This is a genomic window from Lentzea albidocapillata (genome assembly GCF_000719115.1).
Classification (GTDB): Bacteria; Actinomycetota; Actinomycetes; order Mycobacteriales; family Pseudonocardiaceae; genus Lentzea; species Lentzea albidocapillata.
In genome coordinates this window covers 88,277-103,565 of sequence record NZ_JOEA01000009.1, presented here as the reverse complement: position 1 = coordinate 103,565, position 15,289 = coordinate 88,277, and the positions used below count along the sequence as shown (strand labels likewise).

Sequence of the window (15,289 nt, the reverse complement as noted above, 5' to 3'; positions counted from 1 at the left end):
CCGTCGTTCCGTTACCTCCAGAAGGCTCCCCAAATCGGGGAACGGCGGTTAGCGTGCGCAGGTGCAGTTGCCGTGGAGAGCCGCGCCCAGAGCGGCGCTGTCGAGTCCGCTCACGTTGCTCGTGAGCATCGCGACGACGTTGCTGCTGGGCTTCGTGGTGGCCGCGGCCGCCCTGCACTCCTCCGCCGCGGGCAGTGCCGCTCTCGCCTACCAGCAGAGCCGGATGTGCCCGCATTCCGTGCACCCGTCGCTGGACGGGGACGGGCTCCCGCTGTCCACGGCCGTCTCCCTGGCGGCGCGCAGTGACCTGGGCGGGGCCTACTCGCGGATCGGCCGGCCCGACTTCAACGGCATCGCGACCTACGGCCGGTTCGGATATCGGCCGGACGCGTTGTCGCACCTGACCGTGGTGCAGGGCGGTGGCACCGGGCTGTGGGTGCCGCAGACGATCGCGACGGCCGCGCAGGTGAAGATCGGCGACCGGCTGACCGGGTCCTCGCTGGTGGTGAGCGCGATCTACGCCGACCTCGCGCAGCCCGTGGACGGCTGGTGGTGCTCCGAGGCGAAGACCGTGGTGCCGAACCCGCTGGCCGGCGACGGCGCCAGCACGTCGGTGATCTGGGTGGCTTCCGCCGCGGACCTCTCCGCGCTGCCGCCGGAGTTCGAGTCGAACGCCACGGTGTCGTTGCGCTTCCCGGCCGAGGCGCCGTCCACGCTCGCCGAGGCGGAGGCGTTGCGGGACAACGGCAACGCGCGGCTGGCGGCGCTCGGGCTGCCGCTGACGCGGACCGACCTGCTGTCCGGTGCCGTCGTGGCGGCACGGACCTCGGAACGCAACGTCTCCTCCTCGCTGCTGCCGTTGGTGATCATCAGCGTGCTCGTCGGGCTCGCGGGCGTGGGCACCGTGACGGTGCAGTGGGCCCAGCGGCGCCATTCCGAGCTGCGGTTGCTGTGGGTGCGCGGGGCGAGTCCGTTGGCGCTGGGCTTCCGCGGTGTGCTGGAACTGGGGCTGCCGCTGGTCCTGGGCGGTGTGCTCGGGCTGGTGGCCGCCCGGCTGCTGCTGCCGCTGTACGCGCCGGGTGTGGTACTGGCTCCCGGGACGCTCTGGGTGGCGCTGGGGTTCGTGCTGGCCGTGGTGGTGCTGAGCCTCGCGGTGACGGTGCTGGTGGCGTCCTGGCGCGCGCATCGGACGTTCCAGCAGCAGGCCCGTTCGCGGCGGCTCGGGCTGGTGCCGTGGGAACTGGTCGTCGCCGGGCTGGCCGTACTCGCGTGGGTCCGCCTGTCCCACAACGGACTGGGCACGTCGTTGAAGCCCGGTTCACTGCCCCGCGTCGACGTGGCCGCGCTGGCGTTCCCGCTGCTCGTGGTGCTGGCGGCGGCGTTGTTCGCGACCCGGCTGCTGCGCTGGTCGCTGGAGTGGTCGCATCACGTGCAGTGGTGGCAGGTTCCGGCCGCGCAGCTCGCGTTGCGCCGCCTGGCCGCGGCCGTCGGACCGGTGACCGGTGTGCTGCTCGTGGGCGTGCTGGCGGTCGGCACCATCGCCGTCGGCAGCGCGGTGGCGGGGGCGCAGCAGTCGGCGCTGGACTCGAAGTCCGGTGTGTTCGTCGGCGCCAACAGCACCGTCCAGGTGTCGCAGGACATCGCGCTCGGCCGGGTCACGCTGCCCTCTTCGTTGCGGGGCAACACGACTCTCGTCGGCGTGAGCACGGGCGCGCTCGTCGTGGACCCCGCGACGTTCACCGACGCCGCCGTGCTGAACGACGCGACCGAGGTGCGCTCGCTGCTCTCGGGCCTGAAGCGCACCGGCGAGGTCGCGCCCGCCCTGCGCATCGGCCGCTCGGCGAACCAGGAGATCCAGATCGCCGGCCTGCCGCTGCTCAAACCCGTGGCGGCGCTGCCGTCGTTCCCGAAGCTCGGCACCCGCGGGTACGTCGTCGCCCGTGACTCGGTGCCCGCCGCCGAGCAGGTCGGCTCGTGGCACCTGTGGTCGACACTTCCGTTGGCCGCCTTGACTTCCGCGCTGCAGGCCGACGGCATCCACTACACGAACGTCGCCGACCGCGCCCGTGTGCTCGACGGCCTGCCGTTCCTGACCGTCGAGTGGACCTTCGGCTTCGTGGCGGCGATCGGCGTCGTCCTGGCCGTGGTGGCCGCCGTGGCGCTGCTGCTGGCCATCGAGGTCCGCCGCCGCCAGAACGCCGTCTCCGGCGCCCTGTCGACCCGCATGGGCATGCGCCCGTCGGTGCTGTGGTCGAGCCATCTCATGGAAGTGGGCGCGCTGGCGTTGCTGGCCATGGGGATCGGCGTGGTGGCTTCGTTCGTGAGCGCCGGGGCGGCCGTACCGCGCCTGGACCCCGCGCCCTGGCTCAACCCCGCGCCGATGCTGCCGGACCTGCTGCCGTTGCTGGGTTCGATGGTGACGTGCGGCGCCCTGGTGGTCGTCGTGGCGGCCTGGCTTGCGTTGCGCGGTGTGCGAACCGCGCGGATGGGAGAACTGCTCAGGTGATCCGTGCTTGTGGCGTAGGGGTGTCCTACGGTTCCGTGCACGCCGTCGCGGACGTGTCGCTGTCGATCGCGCCCGGCCTCACCGTCCTGTCCGGTCCGTCCGGCTCGGGCAAGTCGAGCCTGCTGCGCGTCCTCTCGCTGGTCGAACGCCCTTCGCTGGGTGAGGTTTACGTCCACGACGTGCCGACCTCGTCGTTGTCGTGGTCGGAGCTGCGTGTGTTGCGGCGCAAGGAGATCGCGGTCGTCTTCCAGAACCCGGCCGACAACCTGATCTCGCACCTGACCGTGGGCGAGAACCTGCGCGCGGCCGGTGCCACGGACCTCTCCCTGCTGGACCGGCTCGGGCTGGGCGGGTCCGCGACCTGGCGGATCGGCGCTCTTTCCGGTGGCCAGCAACAACGTCTGGCGTTCGCCTGCGCGCTCGCCCGCGGCGCTTCCGTCGTGGTGGCCGACGAACCGACCTCGCAGCTCGACGCGCGGTCGGCCGATCTCGTGCTGGAGACGCTCGGTTCGCTGCCGGTGCCGGCCGTGGTGGCGTCGCACGACCCGCGGCTGGTGGCTCTGGCGGACCTGTGCGTTCCACTGGCCGCGTCATGATCCGGGCGGCCGGGGTGCACCGGGCCTTCGGCGGCGTGTCCGTGCTGCGCGGGGTGGATCTGGCGGTCTCCTCGGGCGAGCTGGTGACCCTGAGCGGGCCGTCCGGATCGGGGAAGACCGCGCTGCTGTCCCTGTTGTGCGGGTTCGACTTCCCGGACAGCGGATCGGTGCTGCCCGGCCTCGCCTCGTGGTCCGCGTGTGCCGTTCTACCGCAGTCGCTCGGCCTGGCCTCCGAGCTGACGCTGGAGGAGAACGTCGCCCTGCCGTTGCGGCTGGCGGGACGGGACGTGGCCGGTGTCCGTGAGTTGCTGGCGGAGCTGGGGATCGCCGGGCTGGGCGCCCGGTATCCGGGGCAGGTCTCGTTCGGGCAGCAGCAACGGGCGGCGCTGGCGCGGGCCGTGGTGACGGGGCCTTCGGCGTTGCTGGCCGACGAGCCCACCGCGCACCTGGACGCCACCAGTGCCGAGGCCGCGGTCGGCCTGCTGCGGCGGGTCGCGGACGAGGGGGCCGCGGTGCTGATCGCCACTCATCACGACGCCGTGCACGCCGTCGCCGACCGGGTGCTGGTGCTCGCCGACGGCCAGGTTCGCTGACGCCGGCCGGTGCTGCGGCGGGTTTCCCCGCCGCAGCTAGTGCCGTGACCGGCAGCCTTTGCCCGTCGCGGCACTGCCATTCCTCTGTCAGACCGCGGGCGGCCTGTCCTCGTACGGCGTCGAGAGCACGACGGTCGTCCTGGTCGACACGTTCGCCGACTCCCGGATCTTCTGCAGCAGCTCCTCCAGCGCGACCGGCGAGCCGACGCGGACGCGCAGGACGTAGGAGGCGTCGCCCGCCACCGAGTAGCAGGCCTCGATCTCCTGGAGGTGCTCGAGGCGCTTCGGGTAGTCGTCCGGCTCGGCCGGGTTGATCGGGAACAGCGAGATGAACGCCGACATCGGCAGGCCGATCTCGGCGCCGTCCAGGCGGGCCGCGTAGCCCTTCACGATGCCGCGCTGTTCGAGGCGCTTCACGCGCTGGTGCACGGCCGAGACGGACAGGCCCACGCGTTCGGCCAGGTCGGTGAAGCTGCACCGGCCGTCCGAGGCGAGTTCCTTCAGTATCGCTCTGTCGATCTGCTCGAGGGTCAAAGCACCACCAGGTCGTGAGGTCGGTTGTTGAAGGACTCGACGCCGTCCGGGGTGGCGACCACGATGTCCTCGATGCGAGCGCCCCAGCGGCCGGGCAGGTAGATGCCGGGCTCCACGCTGAACGCCATGCCTGCTTCGAGCGGCAGCGAGTTGCCGCTCACGATGTAGGGCTCCTCGTGCACGTCCAGGCCGATGCCGTGGCCGGTGCGGTGGACGAAGAACTCGCCGAAGCCCGCGTCCGCGATGACGGTGCGGGCGGCGGCGTCCACCTCTTCACAGGTCACGCCGGGCTTCACGGCATCCACGGCGGCCTGCTGCGCGGCCTGCAGGACGGCGTAGGTGTCCCGGACGTCGTCGTAGGAGGGCTCGCCCATCACGTACGTGCGGGTCGAGTCGGAGTTGTAGCCCTCGGCGACCGGGCCGCCGATGTCGATGACGACGACGTCGCCCGCCTGGACCACGCGGTCGGAGTCGCGGTGGTGCGGGGACGCGCCGTTCGGGCCGGAGCCGACGATCACGAACTCGGCGACGGTGTGGCCCTCCTCGACGATCGCCAGCGCGATGTCGTGCGCGACCTCGCGTTCGGTGCGGCCCACCCGCAGGAACTCGCCCATGCGCGCGTGCACGCGGTCGATCGCCGCACCGGCCTTGCGCAGGGCGTCGATCTCGGCGGCGTCCTTGCGCATGCGCAGTTCGCGGATGATCGGGCCGGCCAGCGACTGCGTGCCGCCGATCGCCTGGCCGAGCTTGATGGTGTGCAGGGCCGGCATCATGTCCGCCACGGCCGTCCGCGAGCCCTTGAGCGCGGCCTTGACCAGCGCGTACGGGTCCTCGCCGTCGACCCACGTGACGACCTCGACACCGAGTTCGCCGGTCGGGATGGCCGCGTAACCCGGCTGCTCCAGCTTCGGCACGACCAGCGTCGGCGTGCCGCCCACGGGCAGCGCGAGGCAGGTGAGGCGCTCGAAGGAGTCGCCACCGGCACCGATCAGGTACCGCAGGTCCGAGCCGGGCGAGATGAGGAGGGCGTCGACGCCCGCCTGCTCGGCGGCGGCGGAAGCGCGGTCGAGCCGCGCACGAAGCGCGGACACGTCGATGGGCCCGATGATCGTTGCCATGGCCGAAAGCCTAGTAGCTTGTCCCTCCGTGAGCTCTCCCCTGGTGCTGCTGGACTCCGCGAGCCTCTACTTCCGGGCGTACTACGCGCTGCCGGACTCGATGACCGCGCCCGACGGCACGCCCGTCAACGCCGTGCGCGGGTTCGTCGACACGATCGCCCGCGTCATCACCGAACGTGGCGCGGCCCGCCTGGTCGCCTGCCTCGACGCCGACTGGCGCCCCGAGTTCCGGGTGAAGGCACTGCCGTCCTACAAGGCGCACCGGGTCGCCGACGACGCCACCGACGGCTCGGAGGAGGTCCCGGACACGCTGACGCCGCAGATCCCGATCATCCTCGACGTGCTCGACGCCGCCGGCATCTGCACCGCCGAGGCGGCCGGCCACGAGGCCGACGACGTGATCGGCGCACTCGCCCACCGCGAGACGAGGTCGCCCGTCGAGGTCGTCACCGGCGACCGGGACATGTTCCAGGTCGTGCGCTTCGAGCCGACGCCCGTGCACGTCGTCTACGTCGGCCGCGGCTGGAGCAAGGCAGAGGTCCTCGGCCCCGGGGAGCTGGCCGCCAAGTACTCGCTGCCGGTCGAGAACGCGGGCTCGGCGTACGCCGACATGTCCGTGCTACGTGGCGACCCGTCCGACGGCCTGCCGGGCGTCGCGGGCATCGGCGAGAAGACGGCGGCGAAGCTCATCACCGAGTTCGGCTCACTGGACGCCGTCCTCAAGGCCGTGACGGACCCGATGGACCGCAAGCTCACCACCAAGGCCCGCAACGCGCTCATCGCGGCCGAGGACTACCTGGCGGTGGCGCCCGTGGTCGTCCGGACCGCGCTGGACGCCCCGGTCGTGCTGGACCGCGCCGACGACGTGCCGCGCGTGCCCGCCGACCCCGAGCGGCTGCGTGAGCTCACGCAGCGCTGGGGTCTCGGCAGCTCGGTGCCACGTCTGGTGAACGCGATGGAGCGGCGTCCTTAGAAGAACGTCGAGCAGAGCGGGGCGACGGAGCCGGCGAACAACGCGTCGGCCTCGTCGAACCGCGAACCCTCGATCCGCTTGGCGGCCGCGAGGTCGGAGAACCGCGTGTCACCGAGGTAGACGGCACCGAGCAGGTCGGCCGGGATCGTGATGTCGGGCTGCGCCTCGACACGTTCGGCACCGTCGGGCGACACGCGGTAGCAGCCGTCGTTGGCGGGCAGCAGCGTGTCGCGCACCTCGATGACGACAGGGTCGGCGCTGCCGTAGGTGCGGGCGGCGAGCATGCGCGGCACGTCCACGAGCCGCAGCCAGATCTGGTCGTAGACGTCCTTCGTGGACACGACGCGCGGGTCCTCGAAGAGCCAGTGGAGCGGGTCGTCGAGTGCGGCGTCGACGTTGATCTCGTCGATCAGGTCCAGCCGTGTCAGGTAGATCCAGAGGTCGCGCCACGCGTGGGCGTTGGCCCACGCGAAGTCCTGGACCTCCATGTAGTGCTTGAAGTCCTTGTCCTCGGACACCTTGTAGCAGACATAGCCGTCGTCGCCGTCCGATCCACTGTGGACGATCATGACGCGGTTCTCCGCCTCGGTCTTGCGGTCGAGCGCCCTGGCCCACCAGCCCGGCCAGCGGGAGATCTGTCCCGGCCGGTCCTGCCCGAACTCGGCGTGCAGCTCCGGCAGCAGCTTGTCCGAGGTGTCGGGGTCGACCATCCGCACCTGTCCGGTCGGCGAGCCCGGGATCACGGCCTTGCGCGCGTCGATCCGCAGGAACCGCACGCGGCCGGCCATGCCGTAGCCGAAACGGCCGTAGATGCGCCCCTCGGACGCTCGGAGCGTCGCGACGGGTTCCGCGAGCGTCGAGAGTTGCTCGCGCATCAGGGCGCTCAGCACGCCACGGCGCGTGTAGTCCGGACGCACACCCACGCGTGACACGGCCGCGTGCGGTACGACAGCACCGCCGGGCACCACCATCGTGCCGCCGAACGACTGGGTCGTGCCGACCATCTCGTCGCCCTCGAACGCGGCGAGCACCCGGCCGGGCTCGTAGGACGGCAGAACGACAGACCATTGCTCGTCGGTGGGCAGGCCCCAGTGCATCGCGCGGCGGAAGAGCGTGCTGTGGGCTCGGTACTGCGATTCGTCGGTGAGAACGCCACGTTCTCGTACTGGTTGTACGGGGGCGTGGGGGCGGCGCCGCGAGGTGCCCTGCTGAGCGTGGATTACCTCGCCGACGTTCCGGGTCGCGCCACTACTCAGCCGGTGGGCTGGCCGACCTCGTACTCGCCGTCCTCGGTCTTGACGACGATCTTGACCTTCTTGTCCTTGCCGCCGACCTGCACCTTGCACTCGAACGAGGTGTTGGGCTTGACCTCGTTCTCACCGGTGCACGTCGCCGCGCCGACGTCCGAGATCTTGTACTCGTCCTTCAGGATCTGGACGACGCCCTTCTGGACCTCGGTGTTGTTGAAGATCTTCTTCTTGAAGAAGGCCGGCGACACGAAGCCGGTGAACAGCACGCCGCCCACGAGCAGGACGACGACGACCGCGGCCACCCAGATCGCGGCGCTGGACTTCTTCTTCGGCGGCATCGGCGGGCCGTAACCCGGCTGCTGGCCGTACGGGTTGGGCTGCTGCTGGCCAGGCATGCCGTACTGCTGCGGCTGCTGGCCGTACGGGTCCTGGGCGGGAGTGCCGTACGGGTTCGACTGCGGCTGCTGACCTGGCACGCCGTACTGCTGCGTCTGCTGCTGCGACGGGTCGAAACCCGGATACGGCTGCTGCTGGCCCGGCTGGGGCTGCGGCTGGCCGTACGGGTTCTGTCCCGGGTTCTGCGCCGGGAAGCCGCCAGACGGCGTGCCGGGAGGGAAACCGCCTCCATAGGGCTGCTGCGGCTGTTGCGGCTGGCCCCAGGGCTGCTGCGGATCGTTCCCTCCGGACGGTCCGTACGGGCTGCTCATCAGTCGACCTCCGTATGTACGACGTTGCGGCGAAATCCAATCACACCGTTGACGTCAGTCTTTACTCCGACTCGCAAAACCTTCGTCAGGACTAGGGTCACATCATCGCCACCACTCCGCGGCGCAGCGCGTCGACGGCCTTGGCGGCGGCCGCGCCGACCGGGTCCTGGCGGCCGACCACCTCGCGGATCTGGTCCAGGAGGTCGATCACCTGCCTGCACCAGCGCACGAAATCGCCCGCGCCGAGCTCGTTGCCACCGGCCTCGGCGGCGCTCAGGACCTTCTCCAGCGACTCGCCGCGCGCCCAGCGGTACACCGGCCAGGCGAAACCGGGGTCGGGCTGACGGGTGATGCGTTCGAGCTTGAGGCGGCGCTCGTCGTCCTCGATCTCCGCCCACAGCCGCACGGTCTTGAGCATCGCGTCGGCCACCGCGCCCTGCGGCAGGCGTGCCTCTACGGGACCGTCCCGGCGCGCCTCGTAGACCAGCGACGACACGACGGCGGCGAGCTCCTCCGGCTTGAGGCCCTTCCACACGCCGTTGCGGATGCACTCGGCGGCGAGCAGGTCCGACTCGCTGTAGAGCCTGGTCAGGCGCTTGCCGTCGGCGGTGACCTCCTCCGACTCGCTGAGGTAGCCACGCTCACGCAGCAGCGCGCGGATGCGGTCGAACTGGCGCGCCAGCGAGTGCGTCGTCGCCGCGACCTTGCGCTCCAGCTGCTGGTTCTCGGCCAGCAGCCGGTGGTACCGCTCGCCCCATCGGGCGTGGTCCTCGCGCTGGTCACAGCCGTGGCACGGGTGGGCGCGCAGGGCGCGGCGCAGCGTCGCGAGCTCGGGGTCGTCGTCCGCCGTGGTCTGCCTGCGGCCCCGCGACGGCACCGTGATGCCCGTGTTGCGGATCGTGGACGCCAGATCGCGACGCGACTTGGGCGAGCGCACGTCGACCTGCTTGGGCAGCCGGATGTGGCCCAGCACCTCGACCGGCGACGGGAAGTCGGCCGACGTGAGGCGGCCCGACCAGCGGTCCTCGGTGACGACCAGCGGCTTCGCCTCGCCCATCGGCTCGAGGCCGGGGTCGACGACGACGGCGAGGCCGCTGCGGCGCCCGGACGGCACCGCGATCACGTCGCCCTTGCGCAGGCGTTCGAGCGACTTGGCCGTCTCGATGCGGCGCGAGTTCGTGTTCTGCTTCGCGAGCTGCTTCTCCCGGTCGCCGATGCGGCGGCGCAGCGTCGCGTACTCGCTGAAGTCGCCCAGGTGGCACGTCATCGCCTCGGTGTAGCCGGCGAGCGCCTCCTTGTTGCGCTCGATGCGGCGCGCGAGCCCGACGACCGACCTGTCCGCCTGGAACTGCGCGAACGACTGCTCCAGGATCTCGCGCGCGGACGCGGCCCCGAGCTGGTGCACGAGGTTGACGGCCATGTTGTAGCCCGGCCGGAACGACGACCGCAGCGGGTACGTGCGGGTGGACGCGAGCCCGCCGACCGCCTTGGGATCGATCCCCGGCTGCCAGACGACGACCGCGTGCCCCTCGACGTCGATGCCGCGACGCCCCGCACGGCCCGTGAGCTGCGTGTACTCACCCGGCGTGAGGTCGACGTGCGCTTCTCCGTTGTACTTCACGAGCTTTTCGAGCACGACCGTCCGCGCGGGCATGTTGATGCCCAGCGCGAGCGTCTCGGTCGCGAACACGACCTTGACGAGCCCGCGGACGAACAGCTCCTCGACCGTCTCCTTGAACGCGGGCAGCAGCCCGGCGTGGTGCGATGCGATGCCGCGCTCCAGCGCCTCGCGCCACTCCCAGTACCCGAGCACCGTCAGGTCGGCCTCGGGCAGGTCCCGCGTCTTCTCGTCGACGATCCGGCGGACCTGCTCGGTCTCCTCCGGCGAGTTGAGCCGCAGCCCCGCCCGCGCCGTCTGCGTGACCGCCGCGTCACAGCCGGCCCGGCTGAACACGAACACGATCGCGGGCAGCAACGACGCCGCGTCGAGCCGCTGGATCATGTCGATGCGCGACGTCGGCTTGAACCCGCTGTTGCGCGCCGCCCGCCCATTGCCGCCGGTGCGGTTGCGCCCGCGGCTGAACGGCACGTGGTACCGCACGAGCTCCTCGGTCTTGCGGACCACCTGGGAGTTGATCCGCGCGTGCGTCTGGTCGCCCTCGAACAGGTCGAGCATCTGGTTGCCCACCAGCATGTGCTGCCACAGCGGCACGGGCCGGTGCTCGTCGACCACAACGGAGGTGTCGCCGCGGACCTCGACCAGCCACTCGCCGAACTCCTCGGCGTTGCTGACCGTCGCGGACAGACCGACCACCTGCACGTGCTCGGGCAGGTGCAGGATGACCTCTTCCCACACCGGGCCGCGGAAGCGGTCCGCGAGGTAGTGCACCTCGTCCATCACGACGTACGCGAGTCCGTCCAGAGTGGACGAACCCGAGTACAGCATGTTCCGCAGCACCTCGGTCGTCATGACCACGACCGGCGCGCCGCCGTTCACGCTCGTGTCGCCGGTGAGCAGGCCGATGCTCTCCGGCCCGTACCGCGCGGTGAGGTCGGCGAACTTCTGGTTGCTCAGCGCCTTGATCGGCGTCGTGTAGAAGCACTTGCGGCCCTCGGTCAGCGCGAGGTGCACGGCGAACTCGCCCACCACCGTCTTACCGGCACCGGTGGGGGCGCAGACGAGCACTCCGTGACCGTCCTCCAGGGCCTCGCAGGCCTGGCGCTGGAACGGGTCCAGCTCGAACGAGATCACGGACAGGAAATCGGTCAGCTTGGGCCGCTGGGCATTGCGCCGGGAGTGGGCGTAGGCCTCGGCCGGGGACCGCGAAGCACTTGACACCCCATCAGGCTGTCACATCGCACCGACAATTGCCGTCGAGATAGATTAACTTCAACCGACACTGAAACGACAGAGGGCGATGTCCCCAGGACATCGCCCTCTACCTGCGGTTTCACGTCAGGCGTCGACTTGCGTGAGACGACGGTCGTACGGCAGACGCCCGCCCTCACAAGCCCACCACGCACGCAGCCTGGCGTGGCGATGCGAAGCGAGCCGTCTGAACCTAGAGCGCCGGGTAGCGGCTCGGGTCCGCTCATGGCGATTGGGGCTTTACCTTGAGTGGGCGGGATGCTCCCCTCACGGGCACGGCCGGGCGCTTTTCAGCCCGGCCTTGCCCGGCCGTCAAGCATCCCGCCAGAGGCTCAAGGTCAAGCCCCAATCGCAACCCCGCGCAGTTCCGTCACGACCTGACGGACCACCCTCGCAAGGCGACCTCTCGCGCGCCAGCGCAACCACCCCGCTGGAACGCGACAAACGCCCTCAAGCCGACCCGCACGGGCCACCACCAGCGTCAGAACGTGCGCTGCACCCGGTCCGCCACCAGCTTCACGAAGCGGGACGGGTCGGCGAGCTCGCCGCCCTCGGCCAGCAGCGCCAGCCCGTGGATCAGCTCCGCGGTGTCGGCCAGCCCGTCGCGTTCGCCGCCCGCGAACGCCTTGTGCAGCCCCTCCACCAGCGGGTGCGACGGGTTGAGCTCCAGGATCCGCTTGATCTTCGGCAGCTCCTGCCCCATCGCCTTGTACATCTTCTCCAGCGTCGGCGTGATGTCGTACGAGTCACCGACCACGCACGCCGGGGAGGTCGTCAGACGGGACGAGAGGCGGACCTCCTTGACGCTGTCCTCCAGCTGCTCCTTCATCCACGTGAGCAGGTCGGCGAACTCCGCGGTCCTGGCCTCGTTGGCCGACTTCTCCTCGTCGGTCTCCAGGTCCACCTGGCCCTTGGCGACGGACTGGAACGTCCTCCCGTCGAAGGCGGGGACGGAGTCGACCCACATCTCGTCGATCGTGTCGGTGAGGATCAGCACCTCGAAGTCCTTGGCGCGCAACGCTTCCAGGTGCGGCGACTTCTCGACGGCCACCCGCGAGTCGCCGGTCATGAAGTAGATGTGCTCCTGGCCGTCCTTCATCCGCGAGACGTACTCGGCCAGGGTCGTCAGCGACTCTTCGGAGTGCGTGGACGCGAAGGAGCAGACGTCCAGGATCGCGTCGCGGTTGTCCGCGTCGGAGAGCAGGCCCTCCTTCAGTGCCGCGCCGACCTCGCCCCACAGCTTCGCGTAGTCGTCCGGGCGCGTGCCCATCAGCGACTTGATCGAGGACAGCACCTTCTTGACCAGGCGGCGGCGCATCAGCTGGATCTGGCGGTCCTGCTGCAGGATCTCCCGCGAGACGTTCAGCGAGAGGTCCGCCGCGTCGACGACACCCTTCACGAAGCGCAGGTACTCCGGCATCAGCTCGGCGCAGTCCTCCATGATGAAGACGCGCTTCACGTAGAGCTGGACGCCGCGCTTGCCGTCGCGCATGAACAGGTCCATCGGCGCCTGCGCGGGCAGGAACAGCAGGGCCTGGTACTCGAACGTGCCCTCCGCCTGCATGCGGATGGTCTCGAGCGGCGCGTTCCAGTCGTGGCTGACGTGCCGGTAGAACTCGGCGTACTCCTCCTCCGTCACCTCGGAGGCCGGGCGCGCCCACAGGGCCTTGCGCGAGTTGATGTCCTCGCCGCCCAGGCGCACCGGCCAGGTGATGAAGTCCGAGTAGCGCTTGACGATCTCGCGGATCTTCGCCGGCTCCGTGTAGTCGGGCAGGCGGTCCTCGTCGTCGGACGGCTTGAGGTGCAACGTGACCGAGGTGCCCTGGGGCGCGTCGTCCACGTCGTCGATCGTGTACGTGGCCTCGCCGGTCGACTCCCAGCGCACGCCCTTCTCGGCGTGCGGGTACCTCGTCACGAGGGTGACCTTGTCCGCCACCATGAACGACGAGTAGAAGCCGATGCCGAACTGGCCGATCAGGTCGGACGCACTGCCGGACTGCTGTTCCTTGAGCTGCTTGAGGAACTCCGCGGTGCCGGACTTGGCGATCGTGCCGATGAGCCCGACGACGTCCTCGCGCGTCATGCCGATGCCGTTGTCCCGCACCGTCAGCGTGCGCTCGGCCGGATCGGACTCGATCACGATGTGCAGGTCGTCGACGTCGACCTGCATGTCCTTGTCGCGGAACGACTCCAGCCGCAGCTTGTCGAGCGCGTCGGAGGCGTTCGAGACCAGCTCGCGCAGGAACGTGTCCTTGTTCGAGTAGATCGAGTGGATCATCAGCTGCAGCAGCTGACGTGCCTCGGACTGAAACTCCAGCGTCTCCATGAATCCCTACCGAAAACCGTGAAACGAACCGAACAGCCCCATAACTTAGCGACCCACGACCGTGAGGGCGCCAGGAACCGTGTGAACTGAGACGGGCAACGCCTCCTGGCGTTCGCCATCGGCGTAAGCGATCCAGCCGTTGCCGCCGGACAGCGAGACCTCACGCGCGCGAAACGTCCGCACGGCCGGGTGCTCGGTGTGCTTGCCCGTGCGCAACGTCGGCAGCATCCGGGCCATCATCGCGCGGCTGCCGCCCTCGACGACCGTGACGTCGAACAACCCGTCTCCGGCATCGGCCGCGGGGCACACGGGGATACCGCCGCCGTAGTTCGGTGTGTTGCCGATCGCGACCAGCGTCGCGTCCAGCTCGAACGTCCCGGACTCGGTGGTCACGACCAGCGGCGCCGGCTTCAGCGACGCGAACTCGGCGACGATCGCCAGGTCGTAGCGGCGCCGGCCGGCGGGCCAGCGCATCGCGTTCGCCCGCTCGTTCACCGCGGAGTCGAACCCGGCGCACAGCACCGTCGCGAACCACTGCCCCGTCGACAACCGCCCGAGGTCGAGCTGTTTGCGGGTGCCGTGCACGACGTCCTCGACCGACCGCGCGCCCACGGCCGCGGCCAGGTCGTTGCCGGTGCCCGCCGGGACGATGCCCAGCGCCGTCGACGTGCCCGCAACTGCCTGGACGCCCAGGTGGGCGGCTCCGTCACCGCCCAGGACGACCAGCAGGTCGACGCCGTCCGCGACGGCCCGGCGCGCCATCGCCAGCGCGCCCTCGGCGTCGTGCGCGACCATCTGCGTCAACGACGACACGTGCGGCCGCAACGCCGCGGCGGTCGACCCGGCCATCCGGGCTGCCCGCCCCTTGCCCGACGCGGGGCAGACCAGTAAGGCGGCCCGCGTCACGTGGCATCGTCGTAGTTCACGCGCTTCGGGGGCTCCGTGGCGATGGCCTTCTCACCGGGGTCGTTGCCGTCAGCGTCGGACGCGACGTAGTCGAACGGCGCCGCCTCGTCGTCGTCGAGCGCGTCCCAGCCCTCGGCCACGCGGAGCTTCGCCTTGCGCTTGTCGTGCACGCGGGCGATCTGGATCGCCATCTCGAACAGCACCGACAACGCGAGGGCCAGCACGACCATCGAGATCGGGTCGGTGCCCGGCGTCGCGATCGCGGCGAACACGAACAGGCCCATCATCAGGCCGCGGCGCCACTTGCGCAGCTTCTCGTAGGACAGCACACCCGCGCGGTTGAGCATCACCACGACCAGCGGGATCAGGAAGCTGACACCGAAGATGAAGAGCATCGTGATGACGAAGTTGATGTACTTGCTACCGGTGAGCGCCGTGACCCAGTTGTCGCCACCGAACCCCAGCAGCACCTTCAGGCCCTCGGGTACCACGAGGTACGCGAGCACCGCGCCGGCCACGAACAGCAGCGCGCCGGCGCCGACGAACACCCGCGCGAAGTTGCGTTCCTTCGTGTACAGGCCAGGCGTGATGAAGGCCCAGACCTGGTACAGCCACAACGGGCTGAGCAGCACCGCACCTGCCGCCGCACCGACCTGCAGCTGCACGAGGAAGATCTCGAACGGCTCGGTCTGCAGCAACGCGCAGGCGCCGTCGTTGGTGATCTTGGCCCGGTACTTCGCCAGGTCTTCGTGGCAGTACGGCCCCGTCAGGATGTCGCCCAGCGACGGAATCGGGCCGAGGCGCACCTGGAACCAGATGAAGCCGAAGATGGCGCCGACGGCGATGACCAGCATCGCCAGGCCGAGCCGGTACCTCAGCTCGTACAGGTGCTCTTTGAGCGACATGGTGCC

Annotated in this window: 12 protein-coding genes; 4 read left to right on the top strand and 8 right to left on the bottom strand. The window is 70.2% G+C overall.

The window, feature by feature from the left end; translation table 11 throughout:
• Nucleotides 1–61 precede the first annotated feature (61 nt).
• The 3 genes from IG04_RS47160 to IG04_RS0114560 are packed head-to-tail and all read left to right on the top strand — an operon-like array spanning nt 62 to nt 3,695.
• Complete coding sequence (locus IG04_RS47160; RefSeq protein ID WP_084401270.1) at nt 62–2,506, top strand: hypothetical protein; 2,445 nt, start codon at nt 62–64, stop codon at nt 2,504–2,506.
• A gap of 20 nt (nt 2,507–2,526) precedes the next feature.
• Nucleotides 2,527–3,102, top strand: a complete 576-nt coding sequence (locus IG04_RS0114565) for an ATP-binding cassette domain-containing protein (RefSeq protein ID WP_245816193.1) — start codon at nt 2,527–2,529, stop codon at nt 3,100–3,102.
• Nucleotides 3,099–3,695, top strand: coding sequence for an ABC transporter ATP-binding protein (locus IG04_RS0114560; protein WP_030477166.1), 597 nt, complete (start codon nt 3,099–3,101; stop codon nt 3,693–3,695). Before IG04_RS0114565 ends, IG04_RS0114560 begins: the two co-directional genes overlap by 4 nt.
• A gap of 87 nt (nt 3,696–3,782) precedes the next feature.
• Here the strand turns inward: IG04_RS0114560 and IG04_RS0114555 are convergent, their stop codons facing one another.
• Both IG04_RS0114555 and IG04_RS0114550 read right to left on the bottom strand, forming a co-directional pair.
• Nucleotides 3,783–4,229 carry an Lrp/AsnC family transcriptional regulator gene (locus IG04_RS0114555; RefSeq protein WP_030477165.1) on the bottom strand — a complete coding sequence of 149 codons (447 nt, stop codon included), beginning with the start codon at nt 4,227–4,229 and terminating at the stop codon, nt 3,783–3,785.
• Complete coding sequence (locus IG04_RS0114550; RefSeq protein ID WP_030477164.1) at nt 4,226–5,347, bottom strand: M24 family metallopeptidase; 1,122 nt, start codon at nt 5,345–5,347, stop codon at nt 4,226–4,228. The genes IG04_RS0114555 and IG04_RS0114550 overlap by 4 nt, the downstream gene beginning before the upstream one ends.
• A 28-nt stretch (nt 5,348–5,375) precedes the next feature.
• Here IG04_RS0114550 and IG04_RS0114545 point away from each other — a divergent pair, with 28 nt between their 5' ends.
• Complete coding sequence (locus IG04_RS0114545; protein ID WP_030477163.1) at nt 5,376–6,320, top strand: 5'-3' exonuclease; 945 nt, start codon at nt 5,376–5,378, stop codon at nt 6,318–6,320.
• Here IG04_RS0114545 and IG04_RS0114540 read toward each other — a convergent pair.
• The 6 genes from IG04_RS0114540 to tatC form a co-directional block, all read right to left on the bottom strand.
• Complete coding sequence (locus IG04_RS0114540; RefSeq protein ID WP_169745997.1) at nt 6,317–7,666, bottom strand: GNAT family N-acetyltransferase; 1,350 nt, start codon at nt 7,664–7,666, stop codon at nt 6,317–6,319. The genes IG04_RS0114545 and IG04_RS0114540 overlap by 4 nt on opposite strands.
• Entirely contained in the window at nt 7,573–8,277 is a 705-nt protein-coding gene (locus IG04_RS0114535) for a DUF4333 domain-containing protein (protein ID WP_030477161.1), read from the bottom strand. The genes IG04_RS0114540 and IG04_RS0114535 overlap by 94 nt, the downstream gene beginning before the upstream one ends.
• A gap of 97 nt (nt 8,278–8,374) precedes the next feature.
• A complete protein-coding gene (locus IG04_RS0114530) occupies nt 8,375–11,116 on the bottom strand; it encodes a DEAD/DEAH box helicase (RefSeq protein WP_030477160.1) in 2,742 nt (913 codons plus the stop codon).
• Nucleotides 11,117–11,627: 511 nt separating this feature from the next.
• Complete coding sequence (gene htpG, locus IG04_RS0114525; protein ID WP_030477159.1) at nt 11,628–13,472, bottom strand: molecular chaperone HtpG; 1,845 nt, start codon at nt 13,470–13,472, stop codon at nt 11,628–11,630.
• A 45-nt stretch (nt 13,473–13,517) separates the two neighbouring features.
• Entirely contained in the window at nt 13,518–14,378 is an 861-nt protein-coding gene (locus IG04_RS0114520) for a diacylglycerol/lipid kinase family protein (RefSeq protein WP_030477158.1), read from the bottom strand.
• Entirely contained in the window at nt 14,375–15,283 is a 909-nt protein-coding gene (gene tatC, locus IG04_RS0114515) for a twin-arginine translocase subunit TatC (RefSeq protein ID WP_084401314.1), read from the bottom strand. Before tatC ends, IG04_RS0114520 begins: the two co-directional genes overlap by 4 nt.
• Between the last annotated feature and the right edge of the window lie 6 nt (nt 15,284–15,289).

Coding starts and splice junctions, on each gene's coding strand:
- IG04_RS0114560 (WP_030477166.1), top strand. CDS start 3,099: ATGATCCGGGCGGCCGGGGTGCACCGGGCCTTCGGCGGCGTGTCCGTG.
- IG04_RS0114550 (WP_030477164.1), bottom strand. CDS start 5,347: ATGGCAACGATCATCGGGCCCATCGACGTGTCCGCGCTTCGTGCGCGG.
- IG04_RS0114535 (WP_030477161.1), bottom strand. CDS start 8,277: ATGAGCAGCCCGTACGGACCGTCCGGAGGGAACGATCCGCAGCAGCCC.
- htpG (WP_030477159.1), bottom strand. CDS start 13,472: ATGGAGACGCTGGAGTTTCAGTCCGAGGCACGTCAGCTGCTGCAGCTG.
- tatC (WP_084401314.1), bottom strand. CDS start 15,283: ATGTCGCTCAAAGAGCACCTGTACGAGCTGAGGTACCGGCTCGGCCTG.